We start from the raw sequence: 20,538 nt of genomic DNA, 5'->3' as shown, positions 1-20,538 counted from the left end.
TCGGGGTCCACCTCTCCGAAGAGTTCCAGCTCCACCCCGAACAGTCCACCGACGCGATCGTCATCCACCACCCCGAGGCCAAATACTTCAACGCGCGGTAAGACGATGTTCGACGCGCGGTAGCAGGACAAGTCGTACACTTGTCGGCCCAGTGCAGGCCGGTCGTCCTTTCCACGGGGAAAGGACGACCGGCCTCTCGTCCCTCACGGAGGTGTGCCGATGACCAGTACGGTCCCCGCGTCCTTGACCCGCACGGCCGAAGACGCCGCGCTCCAGGCCGTTCTGCTCGACATGGACGGCACCCTCGTCGACACCGAGGGCTTCTGGTGGGATGCCGAGGTGGAGGTCTTCGCCGAACTCGGGCACCGGCTCGACGAGGCGTGGCGGGACGTGGTGGTCGGCGGCCCGATGACCCGCAGTGCCGGCTACCTCATCGATGTCACCGGCGCGGACGTCACCCTCGACGAACTCACCGTGCTGCTCAACGACCGCTTCGAGAAGCGCATCGGCCGGGGTGTGCCGCTGATGCCGGGCGCGGCCCGGCTCCTGGACGAACTGGCCAGGCACGAGGTCCCCACCGCCCTGGTCTCCGCCTCGCACCGGCGGATCATCGACCGGGTGCTGGACTCGGTGGGCCACCACCACTTCGCCCTCACCGTCGCGGGCGACGAGGTCTCCCGCACGAAGCCGCACCCCGAGCCCTACCTCACCGCCGCCGCCGGCTTCGGCGCCGACCCCGAGCGCTGCGCCGTCATCGAGGACACCGCGACCGGCGTCGCCGCCGCGGAGGCCGCCGGATGCCGGGTGGTCGCCGTGCCGTCCGTCGCCCCCATTGCCCCCGCGTCCGGCCGGGTGGTCGTGAGCTCGCTGGAGGAAGTCGACCTCGCTTTCCTCCGGGAGCTGGTCACGGGAATGCAGTGATTTGCGCACCGAGAGTGTTTCTGTGAACGAAAGGAAAAGCTCTCGGCGGTGAATGTGTGCTTTCTGTCGCGCGCACGTGTGTGAGAGATGTGTGCGCGGCAGGGATTGCATATACAGGAAAGCGTGAGCTTTATCACTCGATAAATCCTGAAAATTGTTCAAGATCCACCTGAGTGCCCGTTTTGTGGTGGTGAAAAGTCCCGATTGCCGCCAGTTCGGAGGAAGCCTTCCGGATGCAGGGAAACGGTGCGTGGTCATTCCCTTCCGCCGCCCGATCATGCGGCGGAACTTCTCTGCGCGGCATTGCCGACCGTGCCTACTAATGTCGCTCTCTCGATACCGGGATGAGGGAGAGCGTCCAAGATGAACCGCAAGACTCTGGTGCTGCCGGCCGTCGTCGGCCTGCTCGCACCCGTACTCGCCGCCTGCGGCGCGTCGGGCGGGGGCGGCGGCGGGGACGCCGTCGTCGTCGGCACCACGGACCAGTTCGTCGCCTCGAAGGACAACCCCGCGCCGTTCGACCCCGCCGTCGCCTACGAGGCCGGTGCGTGGAACGTGCTCCGGCAGACCGTGCAGACCCTGATGCACGTGCCGCGCGGCGGTGGCCTGCCGGTGCCCGAGGCGGCCAGGAGCTGCTCCTTCACGGACACCCAGAACGAGAGTTACCGCTGCGAACTGCGCAGCGACCTCAAGTTCACCAACGGCAGGAGGATCACGTCCGACGACGTGAAGTACTCCATCGACCGGGCCATCCGCATCGACACCCCCAACGGGCCCGGCGCCCTGCTCGCCAACGTCGACACGGTCGAGACGCCGAACGAGCGGGAGGTCGTCTTCCACCTCCGTACGCCGGACGCCACGTTCCCCTACAAGCTCTCCACCCCCGTCGCGGGGATCGTGCCGCGGAGCGAGTACGACGCGAAGTCCGCGCGGACCGGGTTCCAGGTGAGCGGCTCCGGCCCGTACACCATGAAACCGGAGGTCGAGCACGACAGGGTGGTCAAGGTCGTCTTCACCAGGAACCCCCTCTACCGGGGAGACCTGAAGGTGCGGAACGAGGAGATCGAGCTGGCCCTCCTCCCCGACGCGAAGGCGATGGAGAAGGCCTTCGACCGCAAGAAGATCGACATGATGACCCGCACCATGACGCCCGAGCAGGCCCAGCGGATGCTGGAGAAGCCGGAGGAGGGCGTCAGGCTCACCGAGATGCCGGGGCTCGCCATCCGCTACCTCGGCTTCGACACCGACGACGAGACCGTGAAGAACAAGGCGGTCCGCCAGGCCATGGCGCAGGTCGTCGACCGCGGCGAGATCGCGGGCGGGGTGTACGGCGCCACGGCCGAGCCGCTGTACTCGCTGATCCCGTCCAGCATCGCCGGGCACTCCAACTCGTTCTACAACAAGTACGGCGAGCCCAGCACCGCCAGGGCGGCGAAGATCCTGCGGGCCGGGCGCATCGACACCCCGGTGAAGCTCACCCTGCACTACACGACCGACCACTTCGGCACCGGGACGGCCGAGGAGTTCCGGGCGCTGAAGAAGCAGCTCGACGACACCGGGCTGTTCGACGTCACCATCAAGGGCACCCCCTGGGCGAAGTTCCGCCCCGCCCAGGTACGCGGCGACTACGCCGTCTACGGCATGGGGTGGTTCCCCGACTTCCCGGACCCGGACAACTACACGGCGCCGTTCCTCGACAAGAACAACTTCCTCAACTCGCCCTACAAGTCGACCCTGGCGCAGAAGAAGCTCATCCCGGAGTCCCGGCGCGTGGCCGACCGCAGCGCCGCGGCGGGAACCTTCGAGAAAATCCAGGACCTCGTCGCCACCGACGTCCCCGTACTGCCGATCTGGCAGGGCAAGCAGTACGCCGCCTCCCGCGAGAGCCTCACCGGGGTGGAATGGGCGCTCAACTCCTCCGGCGAACTCCAGCTCTGGGAACTGGGGAAGGACACCGGCTGAGCCCCCGCCGCCCGGACACCCCACGGGGGCGTCCGGGCGGCGGCACGTTCACTGGGCGCCGGGGCGCACCAGACCGCTCTCGTACGCGTACACGGCCGCCTGCACCCGGTCGCGCAGCCCCAGCTTGGTCAGCACGTGCCCGACGTGCGTCTTCACCGTCGTCTCGCTGACGAACAGATCCGCGGCGATCTCCGCGTTCGACAGACCGCGGGCCACCAGCTTCAGCACCTCGACCTCGCGGTCGGTCAGCGTGTGCAGCGTGTCGGGCACGGGATCCTCGCCGGACGGCAGGTGGTCCGCGTACTTGTCGAGCAGCCTGCGGGTGATGCTCGGGGCGAGCATCGCCTCGCCCGCCGCGACCACCCGGATGGCCTGCACCAGCTCATTGGCCGGGGCGTCCTTCAGCAGGAAGCCGCTGGCCCCCGCGCGCAGCGCCTCCACCACGTACTCGTCGAGGTCGAACGTGGTCAGCACCAGCACCTTCGCCGGGCCGTCCCGCCCGGGACCGGTGATCTGGCGCGTCGCCTCCACACCGTCCATCCGCGGCATGCGGATGTCCATCAGCACCACATCGGGCTGCAGCGCCCGCACCTGGTCGAGAGCCTGGAGGCCGTCACCGGCCTCGCCCACCACCGCGAGATCCCCCTCCGCCTCCAGAATCATCCGGAAGCCGGTGCGCAGCAACGGTTGATCGTCGACCAGTAGGACGCGGATAGCCACAGGGTCTCCTTCAGGGTCCTTCGGGGGCCGCAGGCCGGCCGGCCTCAGCACGGACCGGATCCATTCTGCCCTGCCCCTCCGGCTCCGACTCGGGCGGGCGGACCGACAGCGGATACACCGGGGGAGTGCCACCGAATTCGGGACAGACCGACTGGTGGTCGCACCAGCCGCAGAGCTTCGTCGGCCGGGGCCGCCACTCGCCCGTCTCCGTGGCCAGCCGGATCGCGTCCCAGAGGGCCAGCAGCTTGCGCTCCACCCGCTCCAGATCCGCCACCACCGGGTCGTACGTCAGGATGTCCCCGCTGCCGAGGTAGACGAGCTGGAGCCGGCGCGGCACCACGCCCTTCAGCCGCCAGATCACCAGGGCGTAGAACTTCATCTGGAACAGCGCGCCCTCCGCGTATTCCGGACGCGGTGCCTTGCCCGTCTTGTAGTCGACGATCCGGACCTCGCCCGTCGGCGCGACGTCGATCCGGTCGATCACCCCGCGCAGCCGCAGCCCGGACTCCAGCTCCGTCTCGACGAACAGCTCCCGCTCGGCGGGCTCCAGCCGCGTCGGGTCCTCCAGCGAGAACCACCGCTCCACCAGGCTCTCCGCCTCCGAGAGCCAGCGCGCCAGCCGCTCGCCCCCGGCGTCCCCGGCGAACAGCTCGGCCAGCTCCGGCTTCGACTCCAGCAACCGGTCCCACTGACCGGGCACCAGCGCCGTGGCCCGGCCGGCCGTGCGCTCCGCCGCGGGATTGTCGAAGAGCCGCTCCAGCACGGCATGCACCAGCGTGCCCCGGGTAGCCGCCTCGCTGGGCTTCTCCGGCAGCTTGTCGATGACCCGGAAGCGGTACAGCAGCGGACACTGCATGAAATCGCTCGCCCGCGACGGCGAAAGGGACGAAGGCGGCTGGGGGGACCGCGACAGGGAGGTCATGTCGAAGACCCTACGACCCGCCACCGACAGTCGGCGGCATACCATCGACCACACACCCTCGAACACTGCATGACCGTGCCGCAGGGCACCGACCGAAGGGACCCCGTGGACGAGAGCGGCGACAGCGGGCGGCCGCAGCCCGGTGCCGGGGGAACGGCACCCGGGACCGGCCCCGACGGAGGCCGGCCGCAGCGCCCCGAAGAGCCCGGAGGCGGCCTTCTCATGGGCCGCCCCTTCGGCGTGCCCGTGTACGTGGCGCCCAGCTGGTTCCTCGTGGCCGCACTGATCACCTGGGTCTTCGGCGGGCAGCTCGACCGGGTGCTGCCGGAGCTCGGCGCGGCGCGCTACCTGGTCTCCCTCTTCTTCGCCATCGCCTTCTACGCCTCCGTGCTCGTCCACGAACTCGCGCACACGGTCATGGCGTTGCGCTACAAGCTCCCGGTGCGCCGCATCCAGCTCCAGTTCTTCGGCGGCGTATCCGAGATCGAGAAGGAGTCCGAGACCCCCGGCCGGGAGTTCCTGCTCGCCTTCGTCGGCCCGCTGCTCTCCCTGGTGCTCGCCGGCCTGTTCTACGTCGGGATGATGTTCGTCGAGCCCGGCACCGTGCCCGGCGTCCTGCTCGCCGGCCTGATGATCTCCAACCTCCTGGTGGCCGCCTTCAACCTCCTGCCCGGCCTCCCGCTCGACGGCGGACGCATGCTCCGGGCCGTCGTATGGAAGATCACCGGACGCCCGATGAGCGGCACCGTCGCCGCCGCCTGGGTCGGCCGCGCCCTCGCCGTCGTCACCCTGATCGGCCTGCCGCTGCTCACCCACAGCGGGTCCTTCGGCAACGACCCCGCCGAGCTCAGCGGCATGGACACCGTCACCGACGCGCTGCTCGCCGCCATCCTCGCCGCGATCATCTGGACCGGGGCGGGCAACAGCCTGCGCATGGCCCGGCTGCGCGAGCACCTCCCCGAACTGCGCGCCCGCACCCTTACCCGCCGCGCCGTTCCGGTGGAGGCGGACACCCCGCTCTCCGAGGCCCTGCGCAGGGCCAACGAGGCGGGCGCCCGCGCCCTGGTCGTCGTCGACGGCCACGGCGAGCCGAAGGGCCTCGTCCGCGAGACCGCCATCGTCTCCGTGCCGGAACACCGCCGCCCCTGGGTCGCCGTCGGCGGCCTCGCCCAGGACCTCACCGAAGGCATGCGGGTCTCCGCCGAACTGTCCGGCGAAGCACTCCTGGACCGGCTCAAGGCCACCCCGGCGACCGAGTACCTCGTCGTCGAGGAGACCGGCGAGATCTACGGAGTGCTCTCCACGGCCGACGTGGAGCGGGCCTTCGTCGCCGCGCTGGCCCGGCCCGCCGCCTGAACGCCCGCCGTCCGCCCCTGGCTCGCGGTCGGAGGCCGGGGAAACACCGGTACGCTGGTCACATGTCTGAACCGACCGGTGCCGCCCGCCGACGCGGGCCCTTCAAGGTCGGGGACCAGGTCCAGCTCACCGACCCCAAGGGACGCCACTACACCTTCACGCTCGAAGCAGGGAAGAACTTTCACACCCACAAGGGTTCTTTCCCGCACGACGAGCTGATCGGTGCCCCCGAGGGCAGTGTGGTCCGAACCACGGGAAACGTCGCCTACCTCGCGCTGCGCCCCCTGCTCCCCGACTACGTCCTGTCCATGCCCCGCGGCGCCGCCGTGGTCTACCCCAAGGACGCGGGGCAGATCCTGGCCTTCGCCGACATCTTCCCCGGCGCCCGCGTCGTGGAGGCCGGTGTCGGCTCCGGCTCGCTCTCCACCTTCCTGCTGCGCGCCATCGGCGACCAGGGCATGCTGCACTCCTACGAGCGCCGCGAGGACTTCGCCGAGATCGCCCGGCAGAACGTGGAGCGCTACTTCGGCGAGCCGCACCCCGCCTGGCAGCTCACCGTCGGCGACCTCCAGGACAACCTCTCGGACACCGACGTCGACCGGGTCATCCTCGACATGCTCGCCCCCTGGGAGTGCCTGGAGGCCGTCTCCAAGGCGCTGGTGCCCGGCGGCATCCTCTGCGCCTACGTCGCCACCACCACCCAGCTCGCGCGGACCGTCGAGTCCATCCGTGAGATCGGCTGCTTCGCCGAACCGCAGCCCTGGGAATCGATGATCCGCAACTGGCACGTCGAGGGCCTGGCCGTCCGCCCGGACCACCGCATGATCGGCCACACCGGCTTCCTCGTCACCGCCCGCCGCCTGGCCGACGGAGTGGAGCCCCCGCTGCGCCGTCGCCGGCCCGCCAAGGGCGCCTACGGCGAGGACTACGACGGTCCCGGCAGCCAGAGCGGCTCCTCGTCGCGCGGCTGACCCGTACAGGGCCGACCCGCCACAACGCACCGGCGCCGCCGCCGAGTTCCCGGAGCGACCCGGGAACCGGACGGCGGCGCCTCTTCGTTGTCCGGGGGGCAACCGCCCGTGGGGGCAACCGCCCCGCGGGTCCGGATCCGTACCGACCCCACCGTTCCTCCGCCCTGTGAGGTGTGGCACGATGCTGGCCCACCCACGCCACCGCAGAAGACCCACCGGCGCACCGCCCGTCCAGGCATCCTCCAACCACAGGAACCACAGGAGACATCCCGCGTGCAGACCTCCGAGCTCCCGGACCTCGCGCACACCGACACCAAGCCGCTGCACTGGCTCGCCACCGCGACGGCCATGGCCGCCGTCATAGCGGCCGCAGGCGCGCTCCAGCCGGACCCCGTGGCCTCGGCATCGGCCTCCACCCCCCACCGCACGGCGACGCAGCACGGCACACCGGCCGTCACCGCCCCCGACCCGGCGCGGGCGACCTTCCCCCTGGACTGCGCGGGACTGGACAGCACCGTGGCCAAGCAGGCCACCGGCGATCTCGACGGCGACGCACGCCCCGAGACCGTCGCCGTGGTCCACTGCGCGGCCGGCTCCGGCACCCCGCCCAGCGGCGTCTACGTCCTCACCAACGGGACCGGGGCCACACCCCGGGTCGTGGCGACCCTGGTGGACCCCGGTCAGAAGATGAGCGTCGGTGATTTCGGGGTGCGTGAGGGAATCATTTCCGCCACTCTGCTCGGCTATTCCTCGACAGAGGTGCCGCGCTGCTGCCCCGACCAGAGGGAAGAGGTCACGTGGCAGTGGCGGGGCGGCGCGTTCGTCCGTGCCACCGTCCCGGCCCCGGCCGGTGCCTGAGCGGTCACCGCGCGTGCCCCCGGGGCCCGATCCACCGGATCAGGCGGCCTCGGGGCCGTACACCTCGACCCTGTCCGAAACGCGACGCACATGGATGCAGTCGCCCGGGCACTCCTTGGCCGAGTCGACGACGTCCTGGAGCAGCGGCAGCGGCACCGGCGTCGTCGCCCCCCTGTCCTGCAGCAACTCGTCGTCGGCGCTCTTCACGTACGCCAGGCCGTCGATGTCCAGCTCGAACACCTCGGGGGCGTACTGGACGCAGATGCCGTCTCCCGTGCAGAGGTCCTGATCGATCCAGACCTCCAGATCCTGTGCGTCGCCACCGTTGGGCGCGTCCTGCTGCACGGTCATTTCTCCTGCCGTTCCCTGCGTATCCGAACCAAAAGAAGCCAGCCCCGACGGGTGTTGGACGGTTCGACGATACAACTGGCCGCTTTCCGATGTTGAAGGGTGGGTATTCCCCTGTACACGAGGGGGAACGCAAGGGTGAAGATCGGACACACCCCGCAGTCTTTGTGATCTAGGGGTTTCAATCATCACCCACCCAGGTAGGGTCAGGAAGCGTCCAGCTCCCCTTGGAGGAGGTGAGGACCGTGGCAGCCCACGACGACGACATCAACCGCGGCATCCGGCCCGGACGGGGGTCCGAAGACCCAGCCGGCCAGGTCGCCTATCTCGAGCAGGAAATCGCCGTCCTGCGACGTAAGCTCGCCGACTCTCCGCGCCATACGAGGATTCTCGAAGAGCGGATCGTCGAGTTGCAGACCAACCTGGCGGGCGTGTCCGCGCAGAATGAGCGGCTCGCCAACACACTCCGTGAGGCCCGCGACCAGATCGTGGCCCTCAAGGAAGAAGTCGACCGGCTCGCGCAGCCGCCGGCCGGATTCGGTGTGTTTCTGCAGGGCAATGAGGACGGCACCTGCGACATCTTCACCGGAGGCCGGAAACTCCGGGTGAACGTCAGTCCCAGCGTTGAGCTCGACGACCTCCGGCGCGGTCAGGAAGTCATGCTCAACGAAGCGCTCAACGTGGTCGACGCCATGGAATTCGAGCGGGCCGGGGACATCGTCACCCTCAAGGAAGTCCTTGAGGACGGCGAGCGGGCCCTGGTCATCGGGCACACCGACGAGGAGCGGGTGGTACGGCTCGCCGAGCCGCTGCTGGACATGACCATCCGCCCCGGTGACGCCCTGCTGCTCGAACCCAGGTCGGGCTACGTCTACGAAGTGGTCCCCAAGAGCGAGGTCGAGGAACTCGTCCTCGAAGAAGTGCCGGACATCGACTACGACAAGATCGGTGGTCTGGGCGACCAGATCGAACTGATCCGGGACGCGGTCGAACTCCCCTATCTCCACCCCGACCTCTTCAAGGAACACGAACTGCGGCCGCCGAAGGGCATTCTGCTCTACGGTCCGCCCGGTTGCGGCAAGACGCTCATCGCCAAGGCCGTCGCCAATTCCCTCGCCAAGAAGGTCGCCGAAGTCACCGGCCAGCCGGCGGGCAAGAGCTACTTCCTCAACATCAAGGGTCCGGAGCTCCTCAACAAGTACGTCGGCGAGACCGAGCGGCACATCCGACTGGTCTTCCAGCGTGCTCGTGAGAAGGCGAGCGAGGGCACTCCCGTCATCGTCTTCTTCGACGAGATGGAGTCCCTCTTCCGCACCCGCGGGTCCGGTGTCAGCTCGGACGTGGAGAACACCATCGTCCCCCAGCTGCTCGCCGAGATCGACGGTGTCGAGGGCCTGGAGAACGTCATCGTCATCGGCGCCTCCAACCGCGAGGACATGATCGACCCCGCGATCCTGCGCCCCGGCCGCCTCGACGTGAAGATCAAGATCGAGCGTCCGGACGCGGAGGCCGCGAAGGACATCTTCGCGAAGTACCTCACGCCTTCGCTGCCCCTGCACGCGGACGACCTCGCGGAGCACACCGGCTCCAAGGAGGCGGCGGCGCAGGCCATGATCCAGTCCGTCGTCGAGCGGATGTACACCGAGTCCGAGGAGAACCGCTTCCTCGAAGTCACGTACGCCAACGGCGACAAGGAAGTCCTGTACTTCAAGGACTTCAACTCCGGAGCGATGATCCAGAACATCGTCGACCGGGCCAAGAAGATGGCCATCAAGGCCTTCCTCGAACAGGGACAGAAGGGCCTTCGGGTCTCCCACCTCCTCCAGGCATGCGTGGACGAGTTCAAGGAGAACGAGGACCTGCCGAACACCACCAACCCGGACGACTGGGCCCGCATCTCCGGCAAGAAGGGCGAGCGGATCGTCTTCATCCGCACGCTCGTCACCGGAAAGCAGGGCGCGGACACCGGCCGTTCCATCGACACGGTGGCGAATACCGGCCAGTACCTGTAGAGCGCGGTCCGGCTGCGGATGCCCGGCCCGGGCATCCGCAGCCGGTTGCTTTTCCGGACAGCTCGCGCGACACCGCGGCAATGACGTAATTGATCTCCCCGTCGGCACAGCGGCGCTCTAGGCTCTTGCATACCGCCCGGTCGCGCAGCGCGTGGGCGGGCCGTGCACGCGCACCGACAAGCAGCGGTATTTGAGCGCCGCCCCCCGAGGGGAGCGCCGCCGGGCAAGGAGGGCCGCATGACCGTACGTCGAGTAATGGGCATCGAGACGGAGTACGGGATCTCCGTCCCCGGCCACCCCAATGCCAATGCCATGCTCACCTCGTCCCAGATCGTCAACGCCTACGCGGCGGCGATGCACCGGGCGCGCCGTGCCCGCTGGGACTTCGAGGAGGAGAATCCGCTGCGGGACGCGCGGGGCTTCGACCTCGCGCGCGAGTCCGCCGACTCCAGCCAGCTCACCGACGAGGACATCGGTCTCGCCAACGTCATCCTCACCAATGGCGCCCGCCTCTACGTCGACCACGCGCACCCGGAGTACAGCTCCCCGGAGGTCACCAATCCGCGGGACGCCGTCCTCTGGGACAAGGCCGGCGAACGGATCATGGCCGAGGCGGCCGAACGGGCGGCCCAGCTGCCCGGTGCCCAGCCGATCCACCTCTACAAGAACAACACCGACAACAAGGGCGCCTCCTACGGCACGCACGAGAACTACCTGATGAAGCGGGAGACGCCGTTCTCCGACATCGTGCGCCACCTGACCCCGTTCTTCGTCTCCCGCCAGGTGGTCACCGGGGCGGGGCGCGTGGGAATCGGCCAGGACGGCCACGAGCACGGCTTCCAGATCAGTCAGCGCGCCGACTACTTCGAGGTCGAGGTCGGCCTGGAGACCACCCTCAAGCGCCCCATCATCAACACCCGCGACGAGCCCCACTCCGACGCGGAGAAGTACCGCCGGCTCCATGTGATCATCGGCGACGCGAACCTCTCGGAGATCTCCACCTACCTCAAGCTCGGCACCACCGCCCTGGTCCTGTCCATGATCGAGGACGGCTTCATCAACGTGGACCTCGCGGTGGACCAGCCGGTGCGCACCCTGCACCACGTCTCCCACGACCCGACCCTGCAGTACCTCGTCACGCTGCGCAGCGGCCGCACCCTCACGGCGGTCCAGTTGCAGATGGAGTACTTCGAGCTGGGTCGCAAGTACGTCGAGGAGCGGTACGGGGCGGACGCCGACGAGCAGACCAAGGACGTCCTGGCCCGTTGGGAGGACACCCTCAACCGGCTGGAGAACGACCCGATGAGCCTGTCCGGCGAGCTGGACTGGGTCGCCAAGCGGGAGCTCATGGAGGGCTACCGCCACCGCGACGGCCTGGACTGGGACGCGGCGCGCCTGCACCTGGTGGACCTCCAGTACGCCGACGTGAGGGCCGAGAAGGGGCTCTACAACCGCCTGGCGGCCCGCGGGAAGATGAAGCGCCTGCTGGACGAGGCCGAGGTCGAGAAGGCCCGTACGAAGCCTCCGGAGGACACCAGGGCCTATTTCCGGGGCCGCTGCCTGGAGCAGTACGCCGACGACGTGGCCGCGGCCTCCTGGGACTCGGTCATCTTCGACCTCCAGGGGCACGACTCGTTGCAGCGGGTGCCCACCATGGAACCGCTGCGCGGGACCCGTGAGCACGTCAAGGACCTCCTGGACCGCTGCCGCACGGCGGAGGAGCTGGTCCAGGTGCTGTCCGGCGGCTGAAAGGGCCGGGATCGGGGAATCATCGGGATGACCCCCGGACGTTGAGGAAAGTACCGGGCCGATGTCGGAGCCCGTGGGTAGGGTCTGATCAAGTGCTTCGAACCGAGCGGGGTGAGCTATATGGCGACCAAGGACACCGGCGGCGGACAGCAGAAGGCGACGCGTTCCACCGAGGAGGTCGAGGAGCAGGCGCAGGACGCGCAGGCGTCCGAGGACCTCAAGGAACGCCAGGAGAAGCTGAGCGACGACGTCGACTCGGTCCTGGACGAGATCGATGACGTGCTCGAGGAGAACGCCGAGGACTTCGTGCGTTCGTTCGTTCAAAAGGGCGGTCAGTAGTTCATAAGTGTGAACGCGGGGGAGTGGAAGGCGGTACGCGCGGTACGGGCCGGTCGGCCCGTACCGCGCGGCCACAAGCGGCACCGCGAGCCGTGCAGCCGCCCCCGCGGTTCATGTGGATCACCGCCACGGGACGGGTAGGGTCCGTGGCGTAACCGCATCAACTGCAATTCGGCCGTCGGCGAGTTGGGAGACGATCCCGACCTCCGGTTCGGGGCCGTCGCTTACCTGGAGGGAAACGCGTGGAAGCCAACACTCGTAGCACCGGGCGTCTACCAGCTGCCTTCCTGACGCCGGGATCCTCTTCGTTCATGGACTTCCTGTCCGACCAGTCCCCGGAGCTGCTCCCGGGCAACCGCAACCTGCCGCCGCTGCAGGGAGCCGTCGAGGCGCCGCACGGGACGACCATCGTCGCGGTGACGTTCCCCGGCGGGGTGGTCCTGGCCGGTGACCGGCGGGCGACCATGGGCAATGTGATCGCACAGCGCGACATCGAGAAGGTCTTCCCGGCCGACGAGTACTCCTCGGTGGGCATCGCCGGCACGGCCGGACTGGCCGTGGAGATGGTCAAGCTGTTCCAGCTGGAGCTGGAGCACTTCGAGAAGGTCGAGGGCGCCCAGCTCTCGCTGGAGGGCAAGGCGAACCGGCTCTCCACGATGATCCGCAGCAATCTGGGGATGGCCATGCAGGGCCTCGCCGTCGTGCCGCTCTTCGCCGGCTTCGACATCGACCGCGAGAAGGGCCGGATCTTCTCGTACGACGTGACCGGCGGGCGCTCGGAGGAGCACGGCTACGCGGCCACCGGCTCGGGATCGGTCTTCGCCCGCAGCTCCATGAAGAAGCTCTACCGCGACGACCTGACGGAGCGGGAGGCGCTCACCCTGGTCGTGCAGGCGCTGTACGACGCGGCCGACGACGACTCGGCGACCGGTGGTCCGGACGTGGGCCGGCGGATCTATCCGATCGTCACCGTCATCACCGACGAGGGCTACCGGAGGCTGGACGACGCGGAATCCTCCGAGGTCGCCCGCTCGGTCCTCGAACGCCGGATGGAGCAGCCCGACGGCCCGCGCGCCGCGCTGCTCTGACCACCGTTCCGCTGCCTCTTCGATGCTCTCGTCACTGACAGAAAGGGACGGATAACCGGTGTCGACGCCGTTCTATGTCTCACCCCAGCAGGCCATGGCCGACCGGGCGGAATACGCCCGGAAGGGCATCGCCCGTGGTCGCAGCCTGGTTGTGCTGCAGTATGCCGACGGCATTGTGTTCGTCGGCGAGAACCCGTCCCGCGCGCTGCACAAGTTCAGCGAGATCTACGACCGGATCGGCTTCGCCGCCGCCGGCAAGTACAACGAGTACGAGAACCTCCGCATCGGCGGCGTGCGCTACGCCGATCTGCGCGGATACACCTACGACCGCGACGACGTGACGGCCCGTGGGCTGGCCAACGTCTACGCACAGACGCTGGGCACCATCTTCTCCAGTGCGGCCGAGAAGCCGTACGAGGTGGAGCTGGTGGTCGCCGAGGTGGGCACCGAGCCCGAGGGCGACCAGATCTACCGGCTGCCGCACGACGGCTCGATCGTCGACGAGCACGGCTCGGTCGCGGTCGGCGGCAACGCCGAGCAGATCAGCACCTTCCTGGACCAGCGGCACCGGGACGGGATGACGCTGGCCGAGGCGCTCAAGCTGGCGGTGCAGGCGCTGTCGCGCGACCCCAACGGCAGCGAGCGGGAGATCCCCGCCGAGCGGCTGGAGGTCGCGGTCCTGGACCGTACGCGGCCGCAGCAGCGCAAGTTCAAGCGGATCGTCGGGCGGCAGCTGGCGCGGCTGCTGGAGGCGGACGGCGGCTCCGCGCCGACGGACGCCCCCTCCGACACCGAGGACGGGGCCGCCGCGGCCCCGACGGACACCACCGGATCCGCCGACTCCGGCGGGGACGTGGAGTCCTCCGAGAAGTAGCCCGTCGCGGTGACGCACGCCCCGGTCCGCCTCCCGGCGGGCCGGGGCGCGGTCATGGGCGGACGGCCGCCGAGGAGCCGCGGGCGACCAGGCGCACCGGCAGGCTGCCGGGCTCGGCCGGGCGGTCGTCCAGGACCGCCAGCAGGGCCGCCATGCCGCGCTCGCCGACCTGCTCGGCGGGCAGCCGCACGGTGGTGAGCTCCGGCTCGACGGCCGTGGCCAGGGCCAGGTCGTCGAAGCCGGTGACCGAGAGGTCGCCGGGCACCCGCAGACCCAGCCTGCGGGCGGCCTTGCAGGCACCCGCGGCCAGGATGTCGTCGTCGCAGACGATGGCGGTGGGCCGGGGCCCCGGGGCGGCGAGGGCCTGCTCGGCCGCCGTACGGCCCGCGTGCACGTCGAGTGCCGCGGGGACGGTCCGCACCGAGGTGCCGGGGACCGCCCGCAGGGTCTCGTGCAACGCCCGGCCGCGCACCACGAAGGTCCAGGAGTCGACCGCCGACGCGAGGTGGACGAAGCGGCGGTGGCCGAGGGCGAGCAGGTGCTCCGCCACCTGGCGCATGCCGTCGGCGACGTCGAGATTGACGTGGGCCGCGACCCCGCCGTCCGCCGGGTCGCTGTCGATCATGACCAGCGGCAGGGCCGCACCGCGCAGCGCGTCCAGGGCGCCGGCGGCCATGGAGGAGGCGATCACGCCGTCCAGGGAGGCGCTCGCCGAGGCGAAGGGGTCCCGGGCCGGGCCGGTGCCCTCGGGGGACGGGTAGAGGACCACCCCGAAATCGTGTTCGGCGGCTACCGCGGCGGCCCCCGTGTAGACACGGGCGAAGAACTCGTTGGTGAGCGCGGGGACGACCAGCAGCGCGGTCCTGGTACGGCCGAGACGGAGGTTGCGGGCGGCGAGGTTGGGCCGGTAGCCGAGCCCGTGGGCGGTGTGCCGAACGCGCTCCGCGGTGGCCGCGGAGACCCGGCCCCGCCACTTGCCGCCGAGCACGAGGGAGACGGTGGCCTGCGAGACGCCCGCGGCCCGGGCGACGTCGCGGCTGGTGGGCCGGGTCGGTACGGGCTGTGGTGCGCTGGTCACTCGGGCCTCCCGGCCGATCGGGGCAGGCGCTGTGCGGTGGACCTGCGGACTGGGCACATGGTACGTATGAGCCTCGAAGTTATACGTAAAACCTCTGGGTGGCCGAAGAGCGCCCGAGGGAGAGGGGCGACGGAACATGGCCGCGGGATATCTGGACATCCTCCGGGCGAAACACGCCGCGCGGCTGCTGGCGGGGACCCTGCTGGGACGGCTGCCGAGCGGTACCGGCCACATCGCGATCGTGCTCTTCACCCGGGCCGAGGGCGGCAGCTACACCCTCGCCGGCGCGCTCGCGGCCGTGTACGGGCTGTCCACCGCCGTCGGCCAGCCGCTGCTGGGCCGCGCCGTGGACCTGTACGGCCAGCCGCGCGTCCAGCTGCCGGCCTCGGTGGTCTCGGCGCTGGGCATGGTCCTGTTGGCCGCGGTGGGCCTCGGTTCGCTGCCCCTGGCCTACGGGGCGGTCGTCGTGGCCGGACTCTTCACGCCGCCGCTGGAGGGCGGCCTGCGGGCCCTGTGGCCGAGCGTCCTGGGCGGCGAGGACCGGGTGCACCGGGCGTACGCCATGGACGCCGTCGCCCAGGAGGTCATGTTCACCCTGGGCCCGCTCCTGGTCACGGTGCTCGTCTCGCTCTGGTCGCCCGCCGCGGCCCTGCTCGTCATCAACGTGCTGGGGGTGCTGGGGGCGCTCTCCGTCGTCCTCTCCGAGCCGTCCCGCACCTGGCGCTCCGCCCCCCGCGAGGCGCACTGGCTGGGCGCGCTGCGCTCGCCGGGGCTGCTGGCGCTGCTCGGCTCGTTCTTCTTCGTCGGGCTGGCGCTGGGCTCGATCACGGTGGCCGGCGTGGCCTACGCCGACGACCACGGCCGCGAGTCGGTGTACGGCTGGCTGATGGCCGCCCTCGGGCTGGGCGCCCTGATCGGCGGCGCGGTGTACGGGGCGCGGCAGTGGGCCGGGGCCCCGGAGCGCCGGCTGCGGGTCATCGTCGCCCTGCTGGCGCTGGGCTACCTGCCGCTGATGCTGACGCCGGGCGTGGTCGCCATGACCGCGCTGGCGGCACTGGCCGGGGTCTTCCTGGCCCCCGCGATCGCCTGCTCGTTCATCGTGGTCGACCGGCACGCCCCGCGGGGCACCGTGACCGAGGCGTTCTCCTGGCTGGTGACGACGTTCGGGGTGGGCGCCGCGGTGGGAACGGCCGTGGCCGGCCCGGCCGTCGAGCTGGGCGGCACGGCGTGGAGTTTCGCCGTCGCTGCGGCCGGTGGAGTGGCGGCACTCCTCGTTCTGCTGACCACCGGACGGGTACTGGCAGTTCCCGGCCGCACCGCAGTTGCAGTACAGGGATCGGAAAATGATCGAAACGGTGCTGTCGAACCCGGTTTCAGCTCAGGCCATCAGGCGTAATGTTCAGTCATGGACCGCCGCATTTTCGGGCTGGAGAACGAGTACGGCGTCACGTGCACGTTCAGGGGACAGCGCCGACTGTCCCCTGACGAAGTGGCGCGCTACCTCTTCCGCCGTGTTGTGTCATGGGGCCGCAGCAGCAATGTCTTTCTGCGGAACGGCGCCCGCCTCTACCTCGACGTGGGATCGCATCCGGAATATGCAACCCCCGAATGCGACAACCTGACCGAACTGGTCACCCACGACAAGGCCGGTGAGCGCATTCTCGAAGGTCTGCTCGTCGACGCCGAACGCCGCCTGCACGAGGAGGGAATCGCGGGCGACGTCTATCTCTTCAAGAACAACACCGACTCCGCGGGGAATTCCTACGGCTGCCACGAGAACTACCTGGTGGCCCGGCACGGTGAATTCTCCCGGCTCGCGGACATCCTCATTCCCTTCCTCGTCACGAGGCAACTGATCTGCGGCGCGGGCAAGGTGCTGCAGACCCCCCGGGGCGCCGTCTACTGCGTCAGCCAGCGTGCCGAGCACATCTGGGAGGGCGTCAGTTCCGCGACGACGCGTTCCCGTCCGATCATCAATACCCGCGACGAACCGCACGCGGACGCGGAGCGGTACCGCCGCCTCCACGTCATCGTCGGTGACTCCAACATGTCCGAGACGACCATGCTGCTCAAGGTCGGTGCGACCGACCTGGTGCTCCGCATGATCGAAGCGGGCACGGTGATGCGGGACCTGACGCTGGAGAACCCGATCCGGGCGATCCGCGAGGTCAGCCACGACACCACCGGGCAGCGCAAGGTGCGCCTGGCCAGCGGCCGCGAGGCGTCGGCCATCGAGGTCCAGCGCGAGTACTACGAGAAGGCCGTCGACTTCGTCGACCGCCGCGGCATCCGCACCGGCACGGTCGCCCGGGTGCTGGAGCTCTGGGGCCGTACGCTCGACGCGATCGAGGCCGAGGACCTCGACCGGATCGAGACCGAGATCGACTGGGTGATGAAGTACAAGCTCATCGAGCGGTACCGGGCCAAGCACAACATGACCATGTCGCACCCGCGGGTCGCCCAGATAGACCTCGCGTACCACGACATCCACCGTCGTCGCGGTCTGTACTACCTGCTGGAACGCAAGGGACAGGCCGCCCGCGTCTGCAACGACCTGAAGATCTTCGAGGGCAAGTCCGTGCCCCCGCAGACGACCAGGGCGCGGCTGCGCGGCGACTTCATCCGCAGGGCGCAGGAACAGCGGCGGGACTTCACCGTCGACTGGGTGCACCTCAAGCTCAACGACCAGGCGCAGCGCACCGTGTTGTGCAAGGACCCGTTCCGTTCGGTGGACGACCGTGTCGAGAAGCTGATCGCGGGTATGTGAACCGGCGCGGGAGAAGCCCGGCCGACGACGCGACGCGGGGCCCCGTACGTTCCTCGTACGGGGCCCCGCGTACGCCCTAGAGTGTCGGGGACCCAACCAAACGTGCCGTCTGAGATCTGAGGAACCAGTGCGCCGACTTGCCGGCCTTCTCGTCGTCCCCCTGTTGCTGCTGGCAGCGGGCTGCGGCGACGAGAAGGGCTCCGCTTCCGATTCAGTTTCCGCCTCCGCCCCGTCGAAGGACGGCTTCCCCGCGATCACCGCGGGCGCGAAGTTCGGGGAGAAGCCCACCCTGGCCAAGGGCACGGGCAACCCGCCCAAGGAGCTGAAGACCAGAGTCGTCAGCAAGGGCGACGGCGCCACGCTCAAGAACGGCGACGCGATCCAGGTCAACTACCTCGGCCAGTCCTGGGACTCGGACAAGCCGTTCGACAACAGCTTCGACCGCAAGCAGCCGTTCGACCTGACCCTCGGCGCCGGCATGGTCATCCAGGGCTGGGACAAGGGACTCGTCGGCCAGAAGGTCGGCAGCCGGGTCCAGCTGGTCATCCCGCCGGACCTCGGTTACGGGGACCGGGGGCAGGGCGACATCAAGCCCAACGCCACGCTCGTCTTCGTCGTCGACGTCCTGAAGGCGACGCAGATCCCGGCCTCCGCCAAGGGCACCGAGGTCGCCCAGGACAACATCGACCTTCCGAAGGTCGGCACCAACACGGACGGCAAGGCGCCCAAGGTCACCATCCCGGCCAAGAGCGACCCGCCGAAGAAGCTGGTCTCCAACTACGTCCTGGAGTCCGAGGGCGAGGTCGTGAAGGACACCGACAGCGTCGTCGTGAACTACGTCGGGCTGACGTGGAAGGACGGCAAGACCTTCGACAGCACCTACGCGGCGGGCAAGACCCAGACCTTCCCGCTCGCCCAGGTCACCCTGAAGGGCCTGAAGAACGGTCTGGTCGGCAAGAAGATCGGCAGCCGGGTGCTGCTCGTCATCCCGCCGGACCAGGGCTTCGGCGACAAGGCCCAGCAGACCATCCCCGCCAAGTCCACGCTGGTCTTCGCGGTGGACCTGCTGGCGAAGATGTAAGACTGTCCCGGTTGCCCAGTTCATCATCAAGAGGAGCAAGTCAGTGAGCATCGAGAAGCCCGAGATCGATTTCCCGGGTGGCGAGCCGCCGGCCGAGCTGGAGATCAAGGACATCTGGGAGGGCGACGGCGCGGTCGCCGAGGCCGGCGCCACGGTCTCCGTCCACTACGTGGGCGTGGCCTTCTCCACCGGGGAGGAGTTCGACGCCTCCTGGAACCGCGGGGGCCCGCTGGAGTTCCAGCTCGGTGCCGGTCAGGTCATCGCCGGATGGGACCAGGGCGTGCAGGGCATGAAGGTCGGCGGCCGTCGCCAGCTGATCATTCCCGCGCACCTCGCGTACGGCGACCGCGGCGCCGGTGGCGGCCGCATCGCGCCCGGCGAGACGCTGATCTTCGTCTGCGACCTGGTCGCCGTCTGATCCGCATCCACGCGATGCGAGGGCCCGTGCCGAGAGGCACGGGCCCTCGCTTTTGTCCGGACAGCGCGGAGCGGTACGGTCGACCGTCGTAGAGCGAAACAGAAAGGGCGCCGATGGCGATTGCCAAGGCCGAGCGGCTGATGAACCTGGCGCTGTGCCTGCTGGGGACCCGCCGCCCGCTCAGCAAGCGCGAGCTGCGCGGATCCATCGAGGCCTACCTGGAAGCGGGCTCCGACGACGCCTTCAACCGGATGTTCGAGCGCGACAAGGACGATCTGCGCGAGCTCGGCCTCGTCATCGAGACCGTGGAGAACCTGGACGGCGACACCGGGTACCTCGCCCGCCGGGACAGCAACCGGCTGCCCCCGATCACGCTGGACGCCGAGGAGGCCGCCGCGCTCGGACTGGCCGCCAAGGTCTGGCAGCAGGCCCGGCTGGCCGGTGCCGCCAGCGGTGCGCTGCAGAAACTGCGGGCCGCCGGCATGCCGGAGACCGAGGAGACGTACGAGGTGCACAGCGCCCTCGAACCGCGCATCCCCGTCCGCGAGGCCGCCTTCGAACCGCTGATGCTGGCCTGCCGGGACCGCCGCCCGGTGATCTTCGACTACCGCAAGGGCAACGCGGCCCGCTCCGAACAGCGCCACGTCGAACCGTGGACGCTGGAATGCTGGCGCGGCCACTGGTACCTGGCCGGCTGGGACCGCGACCGGGGGGCCGAGCGGGTGTTCCGGCTCTCCCGGATCACCGGCCGGGTCCGCTCCCGGGCCGGGGCGTTCACCAGGGAGGTGCCCGACGTGGTGACCGTCCGCGAGACCGTCGAGAGCTGGGCGGGGGAGACGGCGACCAGGACCGCGCTGATCAGGCTGCGCACCGGAGCCGGCTACCCGCTGCGCTCGCGCGCCGTATCGGTCCGGGAACTCGGGAACGGGTGGGACGAGTTGGAGATTCCGTACGGACACGGTCTGGACGCCTGGCTCGTCGAGTTCGGCCCGGACGTGGTCGTCGAGGAACCCGCCGATCTGCGGGCCGACGTGGTGGAACGGCTGCGCGCCGTGGCCAAGGACTGAGGGGGAG

Annotated in this window: 19 protein-coding genes and 1 pseudogene; 16 read left to right on the top strand and 4 right to left on the bottom strand. The window is 69.6% G+C overall.

What is annotated here, in order from left to right; genetic code table 11:
* The first annotated feature begins 219 nt into the window (after positions 1 to 219).
* Together ACFYW1_RS33675 and ACFYW1_RS33670 are read left to right on the top strand one after the other, a co-directional pair.
* On the top strand, positions 220 to 921 hold the full coding sequence (locus tag ACFYW1_RS33675; RefSeq protein ID WP_389001970.1) for an HAD family hydrolase: 702 nt from the start codon (positions 220 to 222) through the stop codon (positions 919 to 921).
* Between the two features lie 363 nt (positions 922 to 1,284).
* Positions 1,285 to 2,883, top strand: a complete 1,599-nt coding sequence (locus ACFYW1_RS33670) for an ABC transporter substrate-binding protein (protein ID WP_389001967.1) — start codon at positions 1,285 to 1,287, stop codon at positions 2,881 to 2,883.
* A 48-nt stretch (positions 2,884 to 2,931) separates the two neighbouring features.
* On the opposite strand, the gene ACFYW1_RS33665 is transcribed toward ACFYW1_RS33670, so the two are convergent.
* Together ACFYW1_RS33665 and ACFYW1_RS33660 are read right to left on the bottom strand one after the other, a co-directional pair.
* Positions 2,932 to 3,603 carry a response regulator transcription factor gene (locus tag ACFYW1_RS33665; protein ID WP_148833656.1) on the bottom strand — a complete coding sequence of 224 codons (672 nt, stop codon included), beginning with the start codon at positions 3,601 to 3,603 and terminating at the stop codon, positions 2,932 to 2,934.
* A gap of 10 nt (positions 3,604 to 3,613) precedes the next feature.
* Positions 3,614 to 4,459 carry a RecB family exonuclease gene (locus tag ACFYW1_RS33660; protein WP_389001963.1) on the bottom strand — a complete coding sequence of 282 codons (846 nt, stop codon included), beginning with the start codon at positions 4,457 to 4,459 and terminating at the stop codon, positions 3,614 to 3,616.
* Positions 4,460 to 4,630: 171 nt separating this feature from the next.
* Between ACFYW1_RS33660 and ACFYW1_RS33655 the strand changes: the two genes are divergently transcribed.
* The 3 genes from ACFYW1_RS33655 (at position 4,631) to ACFYW1_RS33645 (ending at position 7,710) form a co-directional block, all read left to right on the top strand.
* Entirely contained in the window at positions 4,631 to 5,881 is a 1,251-nt protein-coding gene (locus tag ACFYW1_RS33655; protein WP_148835570.1) for a site-2 protease family protein, read from the top strand.
* A 62-nt stretch (positions 5,882 to 5,943) separates the two neighbouring features.
* A complete protein-coding gene (locus ACFYW1_RS33650) occupies positions 5,944 to 6,852 on the top strand; it encodes a tRNA (adenine-N1)-methyltransferase (protein WP_384230933.1) in 909 nt (302 codons plus the stop codon).
* Positions 6,853 to 7,125: 273 nt separating this feature from the next.
* Entirely contained in the window at positions 7,126 to 7,710 is a 585-nt protein-coding gene (locus ACFYW1_RS33645) for a hypothetical protein (protein ID WP_389001959.1), read from the top strand.
* A 39-nt stretch (positions 7,711 to 7,749) separates the two neighbouring features.
* Here the strand turns inward: ACFYW1_RS33645 and ACFYW1_RS33640 are convergent, their stop codons facing one another.
* Positions 7,750 to 8,061, bottom strand: coding sequence for a ferredoxin (locus ACFYW1_RS33640; protein WP_356936310.1), 312 nt, complete (start codon positions 8,059 to 8,061; stop codon positions 7,750 to 7,752).
* A 242-nt stretch (positions 8,062 to 8,303) separates the two neighbouring features.
* On the opposite strand from ACFYW1_RS33640, the gene arc reads away from it, so the two are divergent.
* From arc to prcA, 6 genes and pseudogenes are all read left to right on the top strand, one after another.
* A complete protein-coding gene (gene arc / locus ACFYW1_RS33635) occupies positions 8,304 to 10,070 on the top strand; it encodes a proteasome ATPase (RefSeq protein WP_389001955.1) in 1,767 nt (588 codons plus the stop codon).
* Positions 10,071 to 10,307: 237 nt separating this feature from the next.
* Positions 10,308 to 11,819: a depupylase/deamidase Dop gene (dop, locus tag ACFYW1_RS33630; protein ID WP_389001952.1), complete on the top strand. Its 1,512-nt coding sequence runs from the start codon at positions 10,308 to 10,310 to the stop codon at positions 11,817 to 11,819.
* 120 nt (positions 11,820 to 11,939) lie between these two features.
* The gene (locus tag ACFYW1_RS33625) at positions 11,940 to 12,158 is read left to right on the top strand and encodes a ubiquitin-like protein Pup (RefSeq protein WP_016325855.1); all 219 of its coding nucleotides are present in this window, start codon (positions 11,940 to 11,942) and stop codon (positions 12,156 to 12,158) included.
* A 100-nt stretch (positions 12,159 to 12,258) separates the two neighbouring features.
* Positions 12,259 to 12,449: pseudogene (locus tag ACFYW1_RS33620) on the top strand (endonuclease domain-containing protein); the annotation flags it as partial.
* Positions 12,401 to 13,246 (top strand): proteasome subunit beta, encoded by an 846-nt coding sequence (gene prcB, locus ACFYW1_RS33615; RefSeq protein ID WP_389001948.1) that lies wholly within the window; start codon positions 12,401 to 12,403, stop codon positions 13,244 to 13,246. The pseudogene ACFYW1_RS33620 and the gene prcB, both read left to right, overlap by 49 nt.
* 58 nt (positions 13,247 to 13,304) lie before the next feature.
* Positions 13,305 to 14,120 carry a proteasome subunit alpha gene (prcA, locus tag ACFYW1_RS33610; RefSeq protein WP_148833640.1) on the top strand — a complete coding sequence of 272 codons (816 nt, stop codon included), beginning with the start codon at positions 13,305 to 13,307 and terminating at the stop codon, positions 14,118 to 14,120.
* A gap of 52 nt (positions 14,121 to 14,172) precedes the next feature.
* Here the strand turns inward: prcA and ACFYW1_RS33605 are convergent, their stop codons facing one another.
* Positions 14,173 to 15,198, bottom strand: a complete 1,026-nt coding sequence (locus ACFYW1_RS33605) for a LacI family DNA-binding transcriptional regulator (protein WP_389001943.1) — start codon at positions 15,196 to 15,198, stop codon at positions 14,173 to 14,175.
* A gap of 136 nt (positions 15,199 to 15,334) precedes the next feature.
* Between ACFYW1_RS33605 and ACFYW1_RS33600 the strand changes: the two genes are divergently transcribed.
* The 5 genes from ACFYW1_RS33600 to ACFYW1_RS33580 all read left to right on the top strand — a co-directional run bounded on the left by ACFYW1_RS33600 (position 15,335) and on the right by ACFYW1_RS33580 (position 20,531).
* Entirely contained in the window at positions 15,335 to 16,594 is a 1,260-nt protein-coding gene (locus ACFYW1_RS33600; RefSeq protein ID WP_389001939.1) for an MFS transporter, read from the top strand.
* Positions 16,595 to 16,603: 9 nt separating this feature from the next.
* The gene (gene pafA, locus ACFYW1_RS33595) at positions 16,604 to 17,965 is read left to right on the top strand and encodes a Pup--protein ligase (protein ID WP_351079195.1); all 1,362 of its coding nucleotides are present in this window, start codon (positions 16,604 to 16,606) and stop codon (positions 17,963 to 17,965) included.
* A 127-nt stretch (positions 17,966 to 18,092) separates the two neighbouring features.
* Positions 18,093 to 19,046: an FKBP-type peptidyl-prolyl cis-trans isomerase gene (locus ACFYW1_RS33590; protein WP_389001936.1), complete on the top strand. Its 954-nt coding sequence runs from the start codon at positions 18,093 to 18,095 to the stop codon at positions 19,044 to 19,046.
* A 43-nt stretch (positions 19,047 to 19,089) separates the two neighbouring features.
* Positions 19,090 to 19,464, top strand: a complete 375-nt coding sequence (locus ACFYW1_RS33585; protein ID WP_389001933.1) for an FKBP-type peptidyl-prolyl cis-trans isomerase — start codon at positions 19,090 to 19,092, stop codon at positions 19,462 to 19,464.
* Positions 19,465 to 19,577: 113 nt separating this feature from the next.
* On the top strand, positions 19,578 to 20,531 hold the full coding sequence (locus ACFYW1_RS33580; RefSeq protein WP_389001930.1) for a helix-turn-helix transcriptional regulator: 954 nt from the start codon (positions 19,578 to 19,580) through the stop codon (positions 20,529 to 20,531).
* Positions 20,532 to 20,538 lie beyond the last annotated feature (7 nt).

The organism is Streptomyces sp. NPDC002669, assembly GCF_042889165.1.
GTDB lineage: Bacteria > Actinomycetota > Actinomycetes > Streptomycetales > Streptomycetaceae > Streptomyces.
This window is presented reverse-complemented; position numbering and strand designations above follow the sequence as displayed.